Raw genomic sequence first — 18,458 nt, 5'->3', positions numbered from 1 at the left:
GATTGCAGGCGTGTCTCGAAGTGGATATTACAATTGGGTAAAACGGCAGAAACACCCTTCTCAAAAGCAATTAGAAGACGAGCAGTTAAAGAAAAAAATCGAGGAGTGCCATAAAAAACGGAAAGGAATCTACGGGTATCGGAGAGTCAAAGTCTGGCTTAAGAGAAAATACAAACTGAATATCAACCATAAACGCGTACAAAGGTTGATGAAAGAGATGGGAATTCGTGCGGTGATTCGGAAGAAACGGTCTTATTATGGGAAGAAAGAGCCTTATGTCATTTCGGACAATCATCTAAACAGGGAATTTCACGCGTCAAAACCAAACGAGAAGTGGGTGACAGATATTACATATTTGATTTTTAATGGGCAAAAGCTTTATTTGTCTACCATTAAGGACCTATACAATAATGAAATTGTTGCCTACCATATTAGTCCAAGAAATGACATCAAACTGGTGCTTGATACGCTAAAAAAGACCATAAAAAAACGGAATGTAAATGGACTCCTCCTGCATAGTGATCAAGGATTCCAGTATACATCCCGTCAATACAACAACTTACTTAAAAGATACAATATAAAAGCTAGTATGTCCAGAAAAGGAAACTGTTTAGACAATGCCAGCATGGAGAACTTCTTCAGCCATTTCAAGGCAGAGTGTTTTAATCTAGACTCTTTTCGCAAAGCCAAAGAGGTCAAGGATGCCGAACACAAATTCATTCGTTTTTATAACCACCAACGTTTCCAAAAGAAATTAAATAACCTGAGTTCTTATGAATATAGGACTCAGGCTGCTTATGTGTGCTTTTTTATTCTTGTCTACTTGACAGGGGTCATTCATATCAAGGGTTTTTCTTATTTTTGGCACGTCCAAGTTTTTTATCTTGATGTGTCAGATGCGAATCCGATAACACCGAATGTGGGGAGTAGAAAAATGACAAAAGAAACAGGTATTTTATTTGAAAATATGGAGACCAGGTCTTATAAACGATTTTATATTGTTGTCATTGGAAGTAGAGATTTTAACGTACTCCTTGAAAGTGGAGCAAAATCCCCTGTTCTAAAGGTGAAATAAGTATTTAATTATTTGGAAAGCAGCCACAAAACTCAGTCGAAGCCCCTTAAAATAGCAAAATACGATTATTTTATAGCTGGGAACTTTTTTTAAATTTCCAAAAAGTTCATCCATCCAATTAAATGGTTATGCTATTATAAATAAATGGAGGTGAGTTTTGTTGATCTATATCGGTGTAACGGGGTGGGGTGACCATGACAGCTTATATTCTGACAAGACCGCGCCGAGAGATAAATTAAAGGAATATGCAAGCCATTTTCCGATTGTCGAGGTAGACTCCGCTTTTTATGCGATTCAGCCTACACGTAATGCACAAAAATGGGTCAATGAAACTCCGGAGTGCTTTCAGTTTATCGTCAAAGCCTATCAAGGGATGACAGGACATTTGTCAAGTAAAATCCCATTTGAATCCATGAAGGAAATGTTTCAGGCCTTTAAAGAATCATTAGTTCCTTACATAGAGAAAAACAAATTGGCCATGGTGTTATTTCAATTCCCACCTTGGTTTGATTGCAGAAGGGAAAATGTAGAATATTTAAGATGGTGCAAGCGGGAAATGGGCAGCATCCCCTGTGCATTGGAATTTAGGCATCAATCTTGGTTTTTACCACAGTATCGGGAAAAAACCATTGATTTCATGATAAAAGAAAATTGGATTCATAGTATTTGTGATGAACCCCAATCCGGTGAAGGATCGGTACCAACCATCCTGCGAACGACTAATCGTGAGAAGGTTCTTGTTAGGTTCCATGGCCGCAATATTCATGGCTGGCAAAAGAAGAATGGTGAAAATTGGCGGGAGGTTCGTTATCTTTACCGCTACAATCAACAGGAGCTGAAAGAGTGGGCAAATCATGTACGAAAGCTAACAAAAGAATGTGAAAAGGTATATTTGCTTTTTAATAATAATTCCGGTGGCGATGCCGCCGATAATGCTAAGCAATTGATGGAGCTATTACAAATCGAATATGAAGGACTTGCACCAAGGCAGCTTCATTTGTTTTAGAAATACTCTACAAAACTAGAGGGTGAAATCATGGAGTGGATTATTTTAGTTATTGTTGGGCTGGCTGCAAGTTCACTAGGATCGCTGATTGGCCTTGGAGGAGGAATTATTGTTGTTCCTGCACTTCTCTATATGGGAACACTGTCAGTCTTTGGTGATATTTCTCCGCAGGTAGCTGTTGGAACCTCATTATTTACTATGATTTTTACGGGGCTCTCTTCGACGCTGGCCTATATGAAACATAAGACGGTCGATTATAAAAGTGGATTCATATTTCTCATTGGAAGTGGACCAGGAAGTATTCTGGGAGCTTGGGTCACGGAAAAACTAGACTTGCATTCATTTAGTCTTTATTTTGGGATATTTATTATTTTAGTCTCCTTCATATTACTAATCAAAGATAAATTAAAGCCTCTGCCATATCAAAAAGATCGGGGAGTTGTTCGCTCATTTACAGATAATGAAGGAAAAACCTATGAATATGGCTTTAGTCCGGTTCTTGCTGTTTTGGTTTCCTTTATTGTTGGCTTTTTATCAGGAATATTTGGGGTTGGGGGAGGCTCGCTAATGGTGCCAACCATGATTTTAGTGTTCTTTTTTCCGCCTCATGTTGCAACTGCGACCTCTATGTTTATGATTCTGCCAACCGCGATTTTAAGCTCTATTACTCATATTTCGTTGGGGAATGTGGATTGGCTGCTAACACTAGCTTTAGTGCCAGGAGCCTATATTGGTGCCAAGATCGGCGTCTATTTGAATACAAAACTAAAAAGTAAAACAATTGTATTAATATTGCGTACAATTCTGATTATAGTTGGTGTTCGAATGATTATAGAAGGACTATACGGGTAAGCTTCTTTGGGATGAACACGAATTTCCTACTCCTTTCATACTGTAGTAAGGAAAGGAGTGTGGAAAGTTGATTGATCTTTCACCAATCAATATTGCCGGCCATACCTTTTTGGCTGTTACAGTTTTACTTCCAAAAACAACATTACTAGCAGTGACGAGTGATAAAGGATACATCATGTGCGGTGCCTTAGATGTCGCTTTACTCAATGAAAAATTAAAGGATCGAAAGGTGATTGCCGGAAGAGCAGTAGGGGTAAGAACCATCGAACAATTATTAAATGCCCCACTGGAATCGGTAACGTATGAGGCTGAAGAATTAGGTATCCACAAAGGAATGATTGGCAAAGACGCCTTGTTAAAGATGATTTAATGCCTGCTTTTGGCAGGCATTTAGACTGTTGGTAACCTCCATATCGTTTGGGGTTATTGACAGTCTTTTTTATTGCTCATTTTACATGGACGGTTGATTTTAATCTAGGTGCTTCGCTTCCTTGGTTGTTAGTGGGGAATGAGATCTCCCTTCGCCTCGTATAAGGTAGAAAGAGTGTTAACCAAAATAATCCACTAAATATGATTTTGATATAAATTGATGGTTTATTGGGCTAGTTCACCGTAGTTTCGCATACATATAGCTTGAAGGGGTGATTTACTTTGGCAAAGTTCCGCAGGAGGCTGTCAAAACGAGGACCGTTGCCCTTCCGTTACGTCTTACTTTTAACATTTGTATTTTTTCTTTTAACAACGGCTTTAGGTGTCTTATTGGTGAATAAGGGTATTGAACCGACATTAATGAGATATGCTGAATCGGAGACACGTAATATCGCCTCCCTTGTTATTAACCGGGCCATAACGAAGCGGACGACCAATGTGGGGGAGAATAATGAAGTGGTAAAAATTATCCCAAGCAGTGATGGTTCAAAGCATCACTGGCAGTTAAATACCGATTTAATTAACCGTGTATTGGCTGAAACAACTGCTCAAATCCAAAAGAATTTAAAGGAGGCGAAACAAGGAAAAGTAGCCCAGCTTGAACAATTAACAGATGTCGAAATTGAAACAGAGGACTCATCAGATGAAGATTCGATCATTTGGTATGTCCCATTAGGGCAGGCAACTAATATTGCTTTGTTAGGGAATCTAGGTCCAAAAATACCAGTGAAATTCCAAGCGATCGGGGAAGTGGAACCAGATGTGCAGATTGAAACAAAAGAAATGGGAATCAATAATACGTGGGTTAATGTAGTGGTTGAAATTGAGGTTTCAGTACAAATTATTACCCCATTTGCCACAGATATCACGAAGCTCAAACAAAAAATTCCTGTTGGCAGTGCGATGGTAGAAGGTGATGTTCCACAATTTTATAATAGTGGAGGCAGTGGTATCGCTCCATCCTTCCAGATACCGGATAAGAAAACGGAGAAAACCGAAACGAAAAAATCAAACCAATAAAGAGATGGACTCAAGTGATCCGAGCCCATCTCCTACTTTTTCTTTAAACTTGCCCGTTCCATTCGTTTCCATTTCACTAAATGTGGATAGGGATCAAAGGACCATTCTGTTTTTCCATTATCCTTGTACATCCCATAGTGTAAATGTGGTGGGAATTTTCCAGAGGTACCCGGTGGCCCATAACCGGAGCTACCAACACCACCGATGACCATTCCAGGCTCCACAATTTTTCCTTTTTCAATCCCTTTTGCAAAACCACTAAGGTGGGCGTAATAGTGATAGTTATTATTAATATCACGAATACCAATTCTCCAGCCGCCATATTTATTCCATCCTTTGATCTCAACAATACCATAGCTAGTAGCTCTTACAGGTACACCATAGTCGGCAAAAATGTCGGTTCCTTCGTGTATTCTTCGACCTCCCCAACCTCTGGCGTCCCCCCACGTACTGCGATAGCTGTGGTTGCTACTAAGCGGGACGGGAAATACGTTTGTATTCAAATCAATTCGCCCAAAATGTCGGTAAATCTTAGCATAGCTGGCGATGCTTCCGACTGTACGATCCCTGTGGTAATAATTCCATAGTCCAATTTTTATATTATCATGGTCAACTCCGTAGGAAAGAAGATAATTGGCAAAGGCGTATAGGACATCTTCATCACTTTTTAAACTTGCCTTACCATCCCCATCTCCATCGACCCCCATACCTTGAAAAAATTTAATGATAGCAGGATCTTCCTCTTCAAGATTAGGGTTTGTTAGTCCTACCCAGACCTCTGGAGGAAAATAAATGGAAATAACACGATTCGGTTTTGGTAAATCACGGCGGACCATACGAACATTTCTTTCATATTGGTCAATGGCAGCAAGATAATACCAAGGAATGTGCGTCACCGTTTCAACCTTTTTATAAAGTTTCATCCTTTCCTCGTAGGGATTGGACTCTGCCGCACAAACATCCCTAGCGGAAAAGAAAGAACTAAAAAAGAAAAACAAAGTTCCAAAAATCAAAAAAGTCCGCACAGTCATTCTCCTTCCGAATAATGTACAAACTTATTTTATGACTTCTCCTCTATTTCATTATTACTAATATATGGTATTTGGCGTTTTGTATCCTTTTCCTTATTATTCCACTCCTCGGTTTGCTTGTCGTTCGTATTCTAGTATGTTAAAGTGTGAACAGAAGGCTTGTACATAATGATTTGCCGAGGGGTGTTATGATTGAGTAAGAAGAATGAGATTTTACGTAAACCTGAATGGTTGAAAATAAAGTTAAATACGAATGAGACATATACAGGGTTAAAGAAATTAATGCGGGAGAAAAATCTTCATACCGTTTGTGAAGAGGCCCGCTGCCCGAATATTCATGAATGTTGGGCTGTAAGACGGACAGCTACATTTATGATCCTCGGGGATACATGTACCCGTGCCTGCCGTTTCTGTGCCGTAAAAACAGGGTTGCCAACGGAGCTGGATTGGAAAGAGCCGGAAAGGGTAGCTGATTCCGTACAGCTTATGAACCTTAAGCATGTGGTCGTTACGGCTGTTGCCCGTGATGATTTAAAGGATGGGGGAGCAGCTGTATTCGCTGAGACGGTAAGGGCCATTCGTAGAAAGAATCCATTTACTACAATTGAAGTGTTGCCTTCCGATATGGGTGGAAAAGAAGAGAATTTACGAATTTTAATGGATGCGAAACCAGATATCCTCAATCACAATATTGAGACTGTTAGACGCCTTACACCAAGAGTTAGAGCACGTGCCACCTATGAACGTTCACTTGAATTCTTGCGTCGGGCAAAGGAAATGAATCCAACTATCCCAACGAAATCCAGCTTAATGATTGGATTGGGTGAAACGAGAGAAGAAATACTTGAAGTCATGGATGATTTAAGGGCCAATCATGTAGACATTATGACGATAGGCCAATACTTACAGCCGACCAAAAGTCATTTAAGAGTTGAAAAATATTACAGTCCTGATGAGTTTAATGAATTCCGAGAAATTGCTTTATCAAAAGGATTTAGTCATTGCGAGGCAGGGCCACTTGTCCGTTCTTCTTACCATGCAGATGAACAAGTGAATGCCGCAGCAAAGCATAAGCAGCTATTAGGAGAACAAAACGCACAGGAAGCATAAACAAAGTGAAAAGAGTTCAGCCCATTCCAGGTCTGAACTCTTCTATTTAACGGCTGGTTTTTGTTTTGTCATCTGGAGTCAGGCCATTTTCATCCTCACTGTTGTTCATACGGGAGCCTTGTGGTGAAGTTTTCATGCGTTTAATTACAGCATTTACTTGCTCTCGAGCTTTTTTGCTGGTACTGGTAAAATTAGCGAGATTTTCGATATCTCGTATATGCGCTTTATTGTCTGAAACATATACATGGTAATATCGTGGTACAACTGAAAGGGCCGTTCTTTTTACTTGGTCGGCCGTTAATTCACGATTTTTCGTATCGGTTTGATAGGCAACGAGTACTTCTTGATCAGTGACCAGTGCTGCTACATCATTAACATTTGGAATTTCTGCAGCCAATTTGCTAATAATGTTCGCCAATTGTTCACGATCAAGTCCCGTGTCATTATTATTGGCTGTATTGTCATTCATCAGCGGGCTTTTTTGATTACGGACGTAACCATATTGGTTGCTAATATTTTTCGTTCCTTGCAATTGATCTTCACGGTAAAGTTCATTGCGTTTATTGTTGACGTTAATGGTATTCCCGCTTTCTTCGTATACATCACGATTGGCCATATTATTTGTACAGCCCGGGAGTAAGGTTAATGCACATAAACCAATAATGGGGATGAATTTTTTCAATTAAAACCACCTCCTTTTATTAGAATGGCCCAAAGAAACATTTTTTTTCTTAGTAATTGATGGGGAATCGGTTATAATGAGGATAGACCTGTTGGCAAATTGAGGTGATGCATGCATGATCGCAATTAATAATAATTTGTATGAGTTGGTGCAAGAATATCGCAATGGGTTTAATGAAGAAGCGCTAAAAGCAAGATACAGCGATATTCTTTCTAGATATGATTATATTGTAGGGGATTGGGGATATGGCCAGCTCCGTCTGAAAGGTTTCTTTGATGATCAAAATCAAAAGGCCACCTTTGATACAAAAATTAGTACATTAACCGAATATCTATATGAATACTGTAATTTCGGCTGTGCCTATTTTGTTTTAAAAAAGGTGAAAAAATAAAACGAAGGGTCATTTCCCTTCGTTTTTTCTTTTACTAAGCTTCATTATTGTTATATGGAGCTTGTACATCTTTATGTTTATCATCATGTGGAGGGTGAGCTCCATCCATTTCCCTTGGCATGTCCTGATGTAAGGCTTTAAATTCATAATTAAAATTACTGTACCACCGCTGTCCTTCTTGCCAAGGTGAGCTTTTTAATTCAACAGGATCATCCTTTCGAATTGGCGATCCATAGGGTCCTTCTGGAAATTCCTCTGCTGTTAGGAAATTATGCTGTACTTCCACATTAGACAAATCATCATAATTTTTGGAATCTTTCTTTGCCATCCCCTTCACTCCTTTTATCCTATAGTATTGCAAGGAGTGAAAAAAACATGTGCGGGGGTTTTATTAGATGATTTCCATTAAAAATGACTTTAATTCTTCTGCTTCTTCTTCGGTTAATTGAAACGCATATTCAAGATATCCTTCTTCTTCAAGATCATCCTGGCCGATAATGGCGAAACGATTTCCTTGCATGTTAAGAACAAGGCTCTTGCCATAATGACGGTCGGTTTGAACAATTGCCAAATCATAGCGTTGGTTTTCCCCAACAAAGCTTACAAACCTTGTTTTTGTATTTTCGATATCATCATATAAGAAATAACGTTCTTTCATCGGATTTATTGTCTCCTTGTCCAATTCTTTGATCTAAATACAATATCTATAGTATCAAAATAAAAGCTCCGTTGGTAGGTATACAATTTTTCTTCAACATAAAGGATGAAATTTCTACAGAGAAAATAAGAACTTTGTAAAAATATGTTACAATAGAAATAAATCGTTGCATGCTCTTTTTAAGGCAAAGGGGAATGATTATATATCTCTAACTGCCTTCATTCAGGTAATAGCCACTTAGAACAACTATGCAAAGGATGTGGAGTCCCATGTATTTTGTGGATCGAGAAAAAATTGAAGAGACACTCATTTATTTAGAATCCCAAATTCATCTTTTTGAAAGCAAGAAGGAATGGACATCACCTATTGAAAAAGCGGCACTGGAACGTTTAACACAAATGATGTTGGAGTCCGTGCTGGATGTTGGGAATGCTATGATAGATGGATTTATCATGCGTGATCCCGGAAGTTATGATGATATTATTGATATATTAGTGGATGAAAAAGTCGTTTCAGAGGAAACAGGGAATCGCCTAAAGACTCTCATTCCATTCCGAAAAAAGCTTGTTCAATTATACATGGAAGTAGACCATCATGAGCTTCAGCAGCAGTTTTTCAACCAATTGCCTGCATTAAAGGTATTCCCAAAAAATGTCCGGGATTATTTGATAAATGAATTGGGACCTGTATCTGCATTTAAGAACTGAGGCCGTCCATCGGTCTTTTTCTTTTTAGCGTATGCTACATAAGGAGTGATTTATGATGAAAAATTATAAGGGCTATTTAATTGATTTAGATGGAACCATGTATCGGGGCTCTGAACGGATTGAAGCAGCTTCCGATTTTGTGAAAAAGTTGCAAAGGAAAGGAATTCCATACTTATTTGTTACAAACAATTCTTCCAGAACTCCGGCCCAAGTGGCGAAAAAACTTCGTGACTTTGATATTCCAGCCGAGGAGAACCAAGTATTTACTACAAGTCAGGCAACGGCAAATTATATTTATAGCTTAAAGAAAGATGCTACCGTTTATGTGATCGGAGAAGAAGGGATCCGTACAGCTTTGGAAGAAAAGGGATTTACTTTTGCCGGGGAAACAGCTGAATTTGTTGTTGTTGGGATTGACCGTTCACTCACTTATGAAAAATTGGCGGTCGCTTGTTTAGCGGTTCGGAATGGGGCTGTTTTTCTTTCTACTAATGGGGATATCGCGATTCCGACTGAAAGAGGACTATTGCCAGGAAATGGATCAATTACCTCTGTCATTAGCGTTTCGACTCAAACAAAGCCGATCTTTATCGGAAAACCTGAATCCATTATTATGGAACAGGCATTAAAGGTGCTGGGAACCTCGAAGGAAGAAACAATAATGGTCGGCGATTATTATGATACCGATATCTTGGCTGGTATGAATGCCGGGATTGATACTTTATTAGTTCATACAGGTGTGACAACAAAGGAACTTCTGAAAGGGTATGATCGGAAGCCTACATATGCGATTGATTCTTTGGATCAATGGGAAATTTAAAAAGGATGGCTAGATTGCCATCCTTTTTTAATATTATTCAACATTAGCGGCAGCGTGTGCTAATCGGCTAGAAGCAGCAGCTGCGATTGCACCGACAATGTCATCTAAAAACGTATTACACTTTCCAGTTGATTTATCATTTAAATAAGCTAGGATCCCCGGTTTTTGTTTATCAATGTAGCCGTAATTCGTGAAGCCGATTGAGCCATATACATTTACGATGGAAAATGCCAGAATTTCATCCACACCATACAAGCTTTCATCGGTTGCAATAATGGATTGAAGCGGTTCTTCTAGCATGCCTTTTTCTGCGAGGATATCAAGCTGAATTCCAGTAATGATCGCGTTTTGCACCTCACGTTTAGAGAGAACTTTTTCAACATTGGCAATACAGTCTTCCATTTTTAGATTTTTATGGTATTTTTCTTGTAAAAAATAAACCAAATTTGCGATATCTTTTACATCAACACCTCTTTCCTTCAACCATTTGCGTGCTTTTTCTTCTACATGGTTAATTTTTTTGTCTTCTGCCATTCCAATTATCACCTTTTTCATCCATTTTTCTATATATATATCCCATTAGTTTATGATATGCATTTTTCGTATCGACAATCAATGAAATTACTTTCATTAAAAAAAATGGTTGCTACAAGTTTTGCATTTTAAAACATATAAATGACTTATAGGGAAGAAAACCAGGGGTGAGAAGATGCTGCAAAATATGCTTGAAGCCCAGTACGGAGTCAGGGCTGAAGAACAAATAAAAATTGATCGATACGATGCACTAAGAGGCAATGGATGGATTTATGTCATTGTTGATCCAGTTGGTAAGGACGAAGCGGATATACAAGAATTAGGGAAAATAGCTGAGCATTTACGAAAATATGGAGATCAAGATGTGCCTCAAGTTTTACAAACAAAGAGTGGTCAATATATTACAACTTGGGCTCAAGAAAAATTCTGCGTTCTAGCCAATCAGCAAAGAAAACGCCGGCAGCGAAATATGAAATTGGGGCGCAAGCTCGCAAAATTTCATGAACGTGGCAGAAGAGTGCCCTTTCAAATTCAACGAATAAGCCGAATTGGGCAATGGAAGAACCTGTGGGAAAAAAGGCTAGAGCAAATGGAGAAGGTTTGGAGTGGACTACTTTATCAAACTCCAGAGGATGAGTTTGAAAAAATGTTCATTGAATCATTCCCTTATTACATGGCATTGACTGAGAATGCTATTCAATATTTAGTCGATACGGAAATTGATGATCAGCCTGGTGTATTAGATGGGGGAACTGTATGTCACGAGCGATTTACCCAAACCACTTGGAATGGCGATTTTTTAATAAAAAAACCATTTGATTGGGTTTTTGATCATCGGAGTCGTGATTTGGCTGAATGGACAAGGGAAAGATATTTCCGCAATATGCAAACGTATGATGTTGAGTTGAAGCAATTTTTTGAGGAATACCAAACGGTTGTCACATTAACCTCTTTTTCGTGGCGTTTATTATTTGCTAGGTTGATCTTTCCACTTCATTACTTCGAGTGTATCGAAAATTACTATACAACAAGATCTGAACAGGAGAAGAAGTTATTGGAAGAGCATTTAAGTAAAATGTTAAGACAATCTACAGAGTATGAAAAGTTTTTGTCACGCTTCTATCAAATGACCGATGCCCCCATCAGGCGGCAAAATCTTCCTCAGCTTGATTGGCTATATCAATAATCTTTCTCTTCTATATGCTAAAATAGAGGAAAGATAGAAAAATAAGGAAGGGAATACAAAATGAAGCCGTATATTTTTATCACTCGTAAGTTGCCAAACGATGTCGTTCGACCACTCCTTGAGAAATTTGAAGTGAAAATGTGGATGTATGAAGATCAAGCGGTTCCAAGAGAAATATTGCTTGCTGAAGCAGCAAAAGCTGATGCGTTATTGACAATGTTAACAGACAAAGTAGATGAAGCCTTGTTAAAGACCGGTAAAAAGCTAAAAGTGGTTGCTAATATGGCAGTCGGCTATGATAATGTCGATATACAAGCAGCCAGTAGGGAAGGGATTGCCATTTGTAATACACCAGATGTGCTAACAGATACGACAGCAGATTTAACGTTTGCTTTAATGATGGCAACGGCTCGGAGAATTGTCGAAGCTGCAGAGTTTGTCAAAGAAGGAAAATGGCAAAGTTGGAGTCCGTTTTTATTAGCTGGCCAAGATATACACCATAAAACAATTGGGATTGTCGGTATGGGGAAAATCGGTCAGGCCGTAGCAAAGCGGGCAACTGGTTTTGATATGAATATTCTTTATCATAATCGATCAAGAAATCAGGAAGCGGAAAAGGTTTTGGGAGCCACCTATGCCAACTTTGAAGAGTTATTGCGTACATCTGATTTTATTGTTTGCCTGACACCGTTGACAAAGGAAACAAGACACCTCTTTACCCGTGAAGCATTTAGAAAAATGAAACCATCAGCAATATTTGTTAATGCTTCAAGAGGGCCGGTAGTGGATGAACAAGCCCTTTATGATGCACTTGTTAGTGGGGAAATTGCTGGAGCTGGGCTGGATGTATTTGATAAGGAACCAATTGGCCAAGACCATCCATTGTTGAAGCTTTTCAATGTAGTCGCCCTGCCGCATATTGGAAGTGCCACCATTGAATCACGAACAGGCATGATGAGGCTATGTGTTGAAAATATAGAAGCAATCCTAGAAGGTAGACCGCCAAAAACGCTTGTAAATAAAGATTGGCAACCAGGAAGGGGAGCCATTTTATAACGAATTTGATATTGGTACTTAGCGAAAGAAATATACCCTCCAAGAGCATCAAAAAAGCGATTGCCATATCGGCAATCGCTTTTATTAAAAATTAGAATACTTGCTCTACTTCCACAACACCAGGTACTTCTTCAAGAAGAGCTCTTTCGATACCAGCTTTTAGTGTAATCGTTGAGCTTGGGCAAGATCCGCAGGCACCTAGTAAGCGAAGTTTTACGATTCCATCCTCAACATCCACTAATTCGCAATCTCCACCATCGCGAAGAAGAAATGGGCGTAATTTATCTAACACTTCTTGAACTTGTTCAAACATATCTCGTTCAGACATTCTAATCGACTCCTTTCATAATTCTATTATACTGGCGCTGGCAGTAAAAATCCATTATCAGAAATTGGTGAACTGCCCAAACTACGAACATTTTCATAGAGATTCTTAGGCTTATAATATACAATAAAAGAAAAAAGTTAGGAATGGTTTTTATGGAATTTACCGAGGTAGAAATTGTTCTTTATGGTGCCGAACAGGTATGTCCAAGCTGTGTCAACTCGCCATCCTCAAAAGAAACCTTTGAATGGCTAGAAGCAGCAATCTCCAGAAAATTCCCTGGTCAGCCCTTTAAAATGACGTATGTCGATATTCACCAGCCGCCGGAAGATGAGAATTTAGTAAAATTTGCTCAGCGTGTCATCGAAGAAGATATGTTTTACCCAGTTATCGTCATTAAGGATAAAATTGTAGGTGAAGGGAATCCCCGCTTAAAAACGATTTTTGCCGAACTCGAAAAATATGGTTACAAGGCACAATAAAAAGGAGCATTCCACATTTGGAATGCTTCTTTTAATGAATTGAGAAAGTCTATTTTTAAGTATGAGAAGCGTCTAGCTCAAGCACCTAACGGCGAGACACCTTCGCACTTCGCCTTACGATAAGTCAACATCGAATCGCCTTCGTCTCTTTCGTGTTTCCTATTTCTCAGTTGGAGAGCACCACAAGAAAGTCTTCGTCAGCATAATCATCGCACGACCGAAAGCGATAGCTTTTGGGAGGAAGCCATACGCCGCTGGGCAGGGGGCTTCCGCTTTTCTGTTACCCATTATGGAATTTATACATCCAAAGTACACCGGATTTTAGGAGTCGGGCAACTCGTCCAGTGATTGGCCGTTCTGCCATCAAGCCAAAACCATGTTTTTTTCCAAGAGAACCGAGAACACCCTTTAATTTAATTGGTGGGAATGAGGCAGGTGGTTCTTCTCCGTTCCAGCGTTTCTTTAAAACCTCTACAATTTGCACTGCTTGTCCTTCCGCAAGCTGGGCACTTGGAGCATGAGGGAGACTCGCGCAATCTCCAACAACGAAAATATGTTCATCATGTGGAAGATGATGCCTTGGAGTTAACACCATTCTTCCTAAATGGTCTTTTTCCCCTTGCATTTCGCGTACAATTTTATTTGCTTGGATCCCTGCAGTCCAAACAATCACATCACAATGAATTGGTTCGTCATGATTGTATAAGGTATTTTCTTCTACCCGAGTAATATTAGAATTGTTAATAATTTCAACATTATCCTTATTTTTAAACCAGTTTTCTACATATTTACTTAACCGGTCAGGGAAAGCAGAAAGAATGTGTTTTCCTCGGTCAAATAATTTGATACGAAGGTCTTCACGGCTTTCACTTAACTCACTAGCAAGCTCAACACCGCTCAGTCCGGCTCCTACGATACCTACTACTGAACCTGGAGGCAAATTATTCAGTACAGAATAAGTTTCACGAGATTTGGCAATCGTTTGAATACTATAGGTATATTGATCTGCTCCCGGCACACCATGGTACTTGTCTTCACAACCAAGCCCGATTATAAGGTCGTCATAAGTAATGGGTTCTTGGTCTTTTAATAGCACCTTTTTCTCATTTGTTTCAATACCAGTTACTTCTCCGTATTTAAATTGAACCCTTGGATGTTCAGGAAAGGTTACTCGGATTTCTTTATCGGAAATCGTTCCTGCTGCAAGAGCATAGAATTCAGTTTTTAAGCAATGATAAGGAACGCGATCCACAAGTGTGATCATGACATCCTCCGGCAGATCATTTGGCAGAAGCTCGTGTAAAACCTTCATCCCTCCATAACCGCCGCCTAGAATTACAAGGTTTTTCATTTGAATTTCCCCTTTTTTGCAGTGCTTGAAATGTCCTATTGGCTTAGTTCAGAAATACCGCTTTCAAAATAGATTATTTTTTAGATAAAATTTAAAAATTATTCGCTAAACACACAAATATCAGTATATCTAAAATGTGACAAAATCACAACACTTATCCGAATGAAACTTGACAAACTTGGAAGAAATGTGATATTTGACGACAAATTTGAAAAAAGGTAGGATTAGTAGATAGTAAAGAGGTGAAAGCCATGATTCAGCCAATCATTGAATTTTGTGTCAGCAATCTTGCAAGCGGGGCACAATTAGCGTTAGAAAAACTGCAGAAAGATCCAAATTTGGATATTATTGAATATGGTTGCCTAGGGTATTGTGGAAAATGTGCATCCACTCTTTATGCACTTGTAAATGGAGAGGTTGTTACAGGAGATACGCCTGATGAATTGGTCGAGCATATTTACCAATACCTTGAAGAAAATCCAATGTTTTAATCTAAAAGAAGCATGATCATTCCTTTTAGCATAATTTAAGAATAAGGAAGTCTATTTCGATTTCGAGAAAGGTTTAGCGCAAGCGCTCCTAGCGGTGAGACGCCTTTGGTCTCCGCCCTACAATAAGTCAACATCGAATCGCTTTGCTCTGCGTGTTTCCTTTATCTCAGTTGGAGAGTACCACAAGGAAGACTCCGACAGCATCATCATCGCACGACCGAAAGCGATAGCTTTTGGGAGGAGGCTATACGCCGCTAAGCAGGGTGCTTACGCTTTTCTTATAAGTCGTATTTGTTGAGTTGATATAGATCAATGTATATACTATTTTAAAAAGCCTCGTTATTAAGGAGGGATATTAAGATGAGTAAGGATGTTATTTTTTTAACGGAAGCAGCATCTCTTCAAATAAAAGAAATGATGAAGCATAATGAAGAAGAGGGTGCCTATTTACGCGTAGGTGTAAACGGTGGCGGCTGCAGTGGCCTATCCTATGGAATGGGATTTGACCATGAAGTAAAGGAAGATGACTATCAATTTGAACAATTTGGGATTAAAATCCTAGTTGATAAAGAGAGCGCACCGATTTTACAAGGTACAAAAATTGACTATAAACAATCGATGATGGGCGGTGGGTTTACAATCGATAACCCGAATGCCATTGCATCCTGCGGCTGTGGTTCTTCATTCAGAACGGCAACAGTAGCGGGTACACCTGAGGAATGTTAAGGTTTTGAATAAATATTTGGGGTTAAGAATTACATTGGAATTTTGATTGTACACAAGCCTAAAAATGTGTGTTAGCAATCCTAAAAGCTTTAAATCAATTTTGGAATTACATGCCTTCTCGATAGTTAATGTTGTAAAACATAACTTTTTGAGGAGGCTTTCTTTGTGTCATTAAATAAAAGAGTGATACGTAAACAAGTTGGAAAGATAATTTAAAGATATACATTTTTTTGAACAAAGAAAAACCTCTCATGTACCCTCTTAAATTAGGAATTATCATGAGAGGTTTTTTCTTGCTCTTCAAAAAATATTTTCGAGTTTCTTCACGTATTTGTTTGGGCAAGACACGCTCAAGCTCTTCATTTAACCATGAGAGTTTTTTACTACGCAAAAAATCACGCATTTTTTCTTCTGCGGAGAGCATAACTAAATTGATAGTGCAAGAAGCACTTGGAGTGCAGCCTTTTTCTCTATATAAATAACCATTATCTTTAATATTTTTACATTGAAATATGGGTTTGGGACCTTCAACTGCTTCAATTACATCCCAAAAGGAAATATCTTCTGGAGATTTAGCAAGTTTATAACCACCCTTAACTCCTGGAACCGATCTAACAATACCTGCTTTTGATAATTTACCGAAAACTTTTGAAAGAAATGTCTCAGAAAGTCCTTGGAATTTTGCTAAATCCTTTATCCCAACACTTTCCGTGGAAGGAACATCAATTAAATAAACCAGACAATGTAAAGCATATTCAACTCCCACAAGCCACAATATATGCGCGGAGTACTGCACATGATGGGAATTAACCATACGAAATTAATACGTGCTCAAGGCTTAGATATGTCTACTAATGACAAAGAAGAAATAATGAAATCAACTGAAAAAGAATTAGTTGATTATATTAATTGGCAATTTTCTAAATAGAAATATCAGCTACCTTTTGAATTAAAGGAAAAGGTATTAAAATACAGAGTAAACTAAGCATTTTAAAGAGGTTATTAAAAATGGAACAATGAATCGATTATTACAATGTAGCACCAGAGGCATTTAAATAATGATGGAATGGAGAAGTATACGAAAAATCTCAGATATAGACTTAACACCAATAACTTGATATACTATCAATCTCAAACAATCGATGATGGGCGGTGGGTTTACCATTAATAACCCGAATGCCATTGCATCCTGTGGCTGTTGGCTGTGGTTCTTCATTTAGAACGGCAACAGTAGCGGGTACACTTGAGGAATGTTAAATTTAAATATATTGAAAAGGCGTCCTAATGGGGGGCGCCTTTAACATTCTATTTATCAAACATGGACGAGCTATGCAATGGCTGGATTTTTGCTTTTGGATCCATATAGGCTTTTGCATTGTTAACAGCGGTTGGTGCTTCACCGAAGCCGCATGCAATTAATTTTACCTTTCCGTCGTACGTACATATATCTCCAGCTGCGTAAATACCAGGAATATTTGTTTCCATTTTGGAGTTTACTTTAATTGCATTCTTTTCAATCTCAAGCCCCCATTCTTTAATAGGACCGAGGGAAGAAACAAATCCATAGTTACAGATGACGGCATCAACTTCAAGGTTTATTTTTTCTTCACTATTCACAGAACTAAGAATGACCTTATGGATGCCATTTTCGTCACCAATTAATTCAGTAGGAATATATGGGGTTTTTACGTCTACTTTTGACTTAAACAGGTTTTCAACACTATGCTCATGGGCGCGGAATTTATTACGGCGGTGAACGATTGTTACCTTCTCTGCAATGGGCTCTAGCATTAATGCCCAATCAACAGCCGAATCTCCCCCTCCGAATACGACAACTTTTTGACCAGCAAATCGATTGAGGTCATCAATAAAATAGTGTAAATTTTTTCCTTCATATTGAGTAGCATTTTCAAGCTCTAATCGGCGGGGCTGGAATGCACCATTTCCAGCAGTAATAATTACTGTTCTTGTAAAATGGCTTTCTTTATTGGTGGTTAATTTAAACGTCCCATTTTCCAGCTTTTCAATTTTTTCAACGGATTGTTCTAATACAACGGTTGGTTTAAATTTTGCCATTTGCTCTTTTAAGTTATTAATAAGTTCCTGTGCACGAATTTTTGGAAAACCGGCTACATCGTAAATATATTTTTCAGGATAAAGTGCAGATAATTGACCGCCTAACTGCGGTAAACTTTCAATTATTTTGACCGTAGCTTGTCTCATTCCCCCATAAAAAGCAGTAAAAAGACCAACGGGACCTCCACCGATAATGGTAATGTCATAAATTTTTTGCTCTTCCACTCCGTATCCCCCCAACTTGTAGTAACCATTCCACTCTTTATCATATCATAAAAAATAAAAATCCTCATATTTTTCTGATAATTGTTTATTGTTTAATATTATTTTTATAAAAATATTCAAACAATATTTTTATTAATTATATTCTCGAAATGGCTTGAAATTCTAATGGAAGTAGCATATGATGTATTGTGGATATATTGTTAAGATTTTGTGACAATAAAGGCA

The 18,458-nt window shown here is 38.5% G+C and carries 23 protein-coding genes and 2 pseudogenes; 16 read left to right on the top strand and 9 right to left on the bottom strand.

All coding sequences use genetic code 11. From position 1 onward, the window contains the following. From GZA11_RS10520 to yunB, 5 genes are all read left to right on the top strand, one after another. The coding region (locus tag GZA11_RS10520; protein WP_163183750.1) for an IS3 family transposase at window positions 1-1,075 on the top strand (1,075 nt) is incomplete at its 5' end. Window positions 1,076-1,235: 160 nt separating this feature from the next. Beyond that, window positions 1,236-2,081: a DUF72 domain-containing protein gene (locus GZA11_RS10515; protein ID WP_038537089.1), complete on the top strand. Its 846-nt coding sequence runs from the start codon at window positions 1,236-1,238 to the stop codon at window positions 2,079-2,081. 30 nt (window positions 2,082-2,111) lie between these two features. Next, the gene (locus GZA11_RS10510; protein WP_163183748.1) at window positions 2,112-2,933 is read left to right on the top strand and encodes a sulfite exporter TauE/SafE family protein; all 822 of its coding nucleotides are present in this window, start codon (window positions 2,112-2,114) and stop codon (window positions 2,931-2,933) included. Window positions 2,934-3,000: 67 nt separating this feature from the next. Beyond that, on the top strand, window positions 3,001-3,303 hold the full coding sequence (locus GZA11_RS10505; RefSeq protein WP_038537085.1) for a YunC family protein: 303 nt from the start codon (window positions 3,001-3,003) through the stop codon (window positions 3,301-3,303). Window positions 3,304-3,584: 281 nt separating this feature from the next. Next, entirely contained in the window at window positions 3,585-4,382 is a 798-nt protein-coding gene (gene yunB, locus GZA11_RS10500) for a sporulation protein YunB (protein WP_038537083.1), read from the top strand. A gap of 32 nt (window positions 4,383-4,414) precedes the next feature. Here yunB and GZA11_RS10495 read toward each other — a convergent pair whose 3' ends face one another. After that, window positions 4,415-5,407 (bottom strand): M23 family metallopeptidase, encoded by a 993-nt coding sequence (locus GZA11_RS10495; protein WP_407938556.1) that lies wholly within the window; start codon window positions 5,405-5,407, stop codon window positions 4,415-4,417. A gap of 198 nt (window positions 5,408-5,605) precedes the next feature. Here GZA11_RS10495 and lipA point away from each other — a divergent pair, with 198 nt between their 5' ends. Further along, the gene (lipA, locus tag GZA11_RS10490; RefSeq protein ID WP_038537078.1) at window positions 5,606-6,523 is read left to right on the top strand and encodes a lipoyl synthase; all 918 of its coding nucleotides are present in this window, start codon (window positions 5,606-5,608) and stop codon (window positions 6,521-6,523) included. 46 nt (window positions 6,524-6,569) lie between these two features. Here lipA and GZA11_RS10485 read toward each other — a convergent pair whose 3' ends face one another. Further along, window positions 6,570-7,205 (bottom strand): YhcN/YlaJ family sporulation lipoprotein, encoded by a 636-nt coding sequence (locus GZA11_RS10485; RefSeq protein WP_038537075.1) that lies wholly within the window; start codon window positions 7,203-7,205, stop codon window positions 6,570-6,572. Window positions 7,206-7,320: 115 nt separating this feature from the next. Between GZA11_RS10485 and GZA11_RS10480 the strand changes: the two genes are divergently transcribed. After that, the gene (locus GZA11_RS10480; protein ID WP_038537073.1) at window positions 7,321-7,596 is read left to right on the top strand and encodes a YutD family protein; all 276 of its coding nucleotides are present in this window, start codon (window positions 7,321-7,323) and stop codon (window positions 7,594-7,596) included. Window positions 7,597-7,630: 34 nt separating this feature from the next. On the opposite strand, the gene GZA11_RS10475 is transcribed toward GZA11_RS10480, so the two are convergent. Both GZA11_RS10475 and GZA11_RS10470 read right to left on the bottom strand, forming a co-directional pair. Next, entirely contained in the window at window positions 7,631-7,924 is a 294-nt protein-coding gene (locus GZA11_RS10475; RefSeq protein ID WP_038537070.1) for a hypothetical protein, read from the bottom strand. Window positions 7,925-7,987: 63 nt separating this feature from the next. Further along, the gene (locus tag GZA11_RS10470; protein WP_038537066.1) at window positions 7,988-8,254 is read right to left on the bottom strand and encodes a DUF3055 domain-containing protein; all 267 of its coding nucleotides are present in this window, start codon (window positions 8,252-8,254) and stop codon (window positions 7,988-7,990) included. Between the two features lie 269 nt (window positions 8,255-8,523). Here GZA11_RS10470 and GZA11_RS10465 point away from each other — a divergent pair, with 269 nt between their 5' ends. Continuing rightward, on the top strand, window positions 8,524-8,961 hold the full coding sequence (locus GZA11_RS10465) for a DUF86 domain-containing protein (RefSeq protein ID WP_038537062.1): 438 nt from the start codon (window positions 8,524-8,526) through the stop codon (window positions 8,959-8,961). A gap of 55 nt (window positions 8,962-9,016) precedes the next feature. Further along, window positions 9,017-9,781, top strand: a complete 765-nt coding sequence (locus tag GZA11_RS10460; RefSeq protein WP_038537059.1) for a TIGR01457 family HAD-type hydrolase — start codon at window positions 9,017-9,019, stop codon at window positions 9,779-9,781. 33 nt (window positions 9,782-9,814) lie between these two features. Here GZA11_RS10460 and GZA11_RS10455 read toward each other — a convergent pair whose 3' ends face one another. Beyond that, window positions 9,815-10,315, bottom strand: a complete 501-nt coding sequence (locus tag GZA11_RS10455; RefSeq protein WP_200878227.1) for a phosphatidylglycerophosphatase A family protein — start codon at window positions 10,313-10,315, stop codon at window positions 9,815-9,817. A gap of 175 nt (window positions 10,316-10,490) precedes the next feature. Between GZA11_RS10455 and yutH the strand changes: the two genes are divergently transcribed. Together yutH and GZA11_RS10445 are read left to right on the top strand one after the other, a co-directional pair. Continuing rightward, window positions 10,491-11,501: a spore coat putative kinase YutH gene (gene yutH / locus GZA11_RS10450; protein ID WP_163183744.1), complete on the top strand. Its 1,011-nt coding sequence runs from the start codon at window positions 10,491-10,493 to the stop codon at window positions 11,499-11,501. A gap of 60 nt (window positions 11,502-11,561) precedes the next feature. Beyond that, window positions 11,562-12,557: a 2-hydroxyacid dehydrogenase gene (locus GZA11_RS10445; protein WP_038537054.1), complete on the top strand. Its 996-nt coding sequence runs from the start codon at window positions 11,562-11,564 to the stop codon at window positions 12,555-12,557. A gap of 91 nt (window positions 12,558-12,648) precedes the next feature. Here the strand turns inward: GZA11_RS10445 and GZA11_RS10440 are convergent, their stop codons facing one another. After that, window positions 12,649-12,885, bottom strand: coding sequence for a NifU family protein (locus GZA11_RS10440; protein ID WP_038537052.1), 237 nt, complete (start codon window positions 12,883-12,885; stop codon window positions 12,649-12,651). A gap of 152 nt (window positions 12,886-13,037) precedes the next feature. Here GZA11_RS10440 and GZA11_RS10435 point away from each other — a divergent pair, with 152 nt between their 5' ends. Continuing rightward, window positions 13,038-13,364 carry a YuzD family protein gene (locus GZA11_RS10435; RefSeq protein WP_038537049.1) on the top strand — a complete coding sequence of 109 codons (327 nt, stop codon included), beginning with the start codon at window positions 13,038-13,040 and terminating at the stop codon, window positions 13,362-13,364. A gap of 280 nt (window positions 13,365-13,644) precedes the next feature. Here GZA11_RS10435 and GZA11_RS10430 read toward each other — a convergent pair whose 3' ends face one another. Then, on the bottom strand, window positions 13,645-14,715 hold the full coding sequence (locus GZA11_RS10430; RefSeq protein WP_038537046.1) for an NAD(P)/FAD-dependent oxidoreductase: 1,071 nt from the start codon (window positions 14,713-14,715) through the stop codon (window positions 13,645-13,647). Window positions 14,716-14,966: 251 nt separating this feature from the next. On the opposite strand from GZA11_RS10430, the gene GZA11_RS10425 reads away from it, so the two are divergent. Next, window positions 14,967-15,206: a YuzB family protein gene (locus tag GZA11_RS10425; protein ID WP_038537043.1), complete on the top strand. Its 240-nt coding sequence runs from the start codon at window positions 14,967-14,969 to the stop codon at window positions 15,204-15,206. A 360-nt stretch (window positions 15,207-15,566) separates the two neighbouring features. Continuing rightward, window positions 15,567-15,932, top strand: coding sequence for a HesB/IscA family protein (locus GZA11_RS10420; RefSeq protein ID WP_163183742.1), 366 nt, complete (start codon window positions 15,567-15,569; stop codon window positions 15,930-15,932). 286 nt (window positions 15,933-16,218) lie between these two features. Here GZA11_RS10420 and GZA11_RS10415 read toward each other — a convergent pair. After that, window positions 16,219-16,710: pseudogene (locus tag GZA11_RS10415) on the bottom strand (Rrf2 family transcriptional regulator); the annotation flags it as partial. Window positions 16,711-16,728: 18 nt separating this feature from the next. Here GZA11_RS10415 and GZA11_RS16910 point away from each other — a divergent pair. Together GZA11_RS16910 and GZA11_RS10410 are read left to right on the top strand one after the other, a co-directional pair. Next, window positions 16,729-16,860, top strand: coding sequence for a hypothetical protein (locus GZA11_RS16910; RefSeq protein WP_268926768.1), 132 nt, complete (start codon window positions 16,729-16,731; stop codon window positions 16,858-16,860). A gap of 193 nt (window positions 16,861-17,053) precedes the next feature. Beyond that, a pseudogene (locus tag GZA11_RS10410) lies at window positions 17,054-17,189 on the top strand (iron-sulfur cluster assembly accessory protein); the annotation flags it as partial. A 48-nt stretch (window positions 17,190-17,237) separates the two neighbouring features. Here GZA11_RS10410 and GZA11_RS10405 read toward each other — a convergent pair. Next, window positions 17,238-18,233, bottom strand: coding sequence for an NAD(P)/FAD-dependent oxidoreductase (locus tag GZA11_RS10405; RefSeq protein ID WP_144242966.1), 996 nt, complete (start codon window positions 18,231-18,233; stop codon window positions 17,238-17,240). Window positions 18,234-18,458: the final 225 nt, after the last annotated feature.

This window comes from Neobacillus sedimentimangrovi (assembly GCF_010614825.1).
Classification (GTDB): domain Bacteria; phylum Bacillota; class Bacilli; order Bacillales; family Cytobacillaceae; genus Neobacillus; species Neobacillus thermocopriae.
This window is presented reverse-complemented; position numbering and strand designations above follow the sequence as displayed.

Bases quoted from the DNA above. Each gene is read 5' to 3' on its own strand.
- GZA11_RS10470 (WP_038537066.1), bottom strand. From the start codon at position 8,254: ATGAAAGAACGTTATTTCTTATATGATGATATCGAAAATACAAAAACA.
- GZA11_RS10425 (WP_038537043.1), top strand. From the start codon at position 14,967: ATGATTCAGCCAATCATTGAATTTTGTGTCAGCAATCTTGCAAGCGGG.
- GZA11_RS10465 (WP_038537062.1), top strand. From the start codon at position 8,524: ATGTATTTTGTGGATCGAGAAAAAATTGAAGAGACACTCATTTATTTA.
- GZA11_RS10475 (WP_038537070.1), bottom strand. From the start codon at position 7,924: ATGGCAAAGAAAGATTCCAAAAATTATGATGATTTGTCTAATGTGGAA.
- GZA11_RS10430 (WP_038537046.1), bottom strand. From the start codon at position 14,715: ATGAAAAACCTTGTAATTCTAGGCGGCGGTTATGGAGGGATGAAGGTT.
- GZA11_RS10435 (WP_038537049.1), top strand. From the start codon at position 13,038: ATGGAATTTACCGAGGTAGAAATTGTTCTTTATGGTGCCGAACAGGTA.
- yutH (WP_163183744.1), top strand. From the start codon at position 10,491: ATGCTGCAAAATATGCTTGAAGCCCAGTACGGAGTCAGGGCTGAAGAA.
- GZA11_RS16910 (WP_268926768.1), top strand. From the start codon at position 16,729: ATGATGGGAATTAACCATACGAAATTAATACGTGCTCAAGGCTTAGAT.
- GZA11_RS10455 (WP_200878227.1), bottom strand. From the start codon at position 10,315: ATGGCAGAAGACAAAAAAATTAACCATGTAGAAGAAAAAGCACGCAAA.
- GZA11_RS10460 (WP_038537059.1), top strand. From the start codon at position 9,017: ATGAAAAATTATAAGGGCTATTTAATTGATTTAGATGGAACCATGTAT.
- GZA11_RS10510 (WP_163183748.1), top strand. From the start codon at position 2,112: ATGGAGTGGATTATTTTAGTTATTGTTGGGCTGGCTGCAAGTTCACTA.
- GZA11_RS10440 (WP_038537052.1), bottom strand. From the start codon at position 12,885: ATGTCTGAACGAGATATGTTTGAACAAGTTCAAGAAGTGTTAGATAAA.
- GZA11_RS10420 (WP_163183742.1), top strand. From the start codon at position 15,567: ATGAGTAAGGATGTTATTTTTTTAACGGAAGCAGCATCTCTTCAAATA.
- GZA11_RS10480 (WP_038537073.1), top strand. From the start codon at position 7,321: ATGATCGCAATTAATAATAATTTGTATGAGTTGGTGCAAGAATATCGC.
- GZA11_RS10445 (WP_038537054.1), top strand. From the start codon at position 11,562: ATGAAGCCGTATATTTTTATCACTCGTAAGTTGCCAAACGATGTCGTT.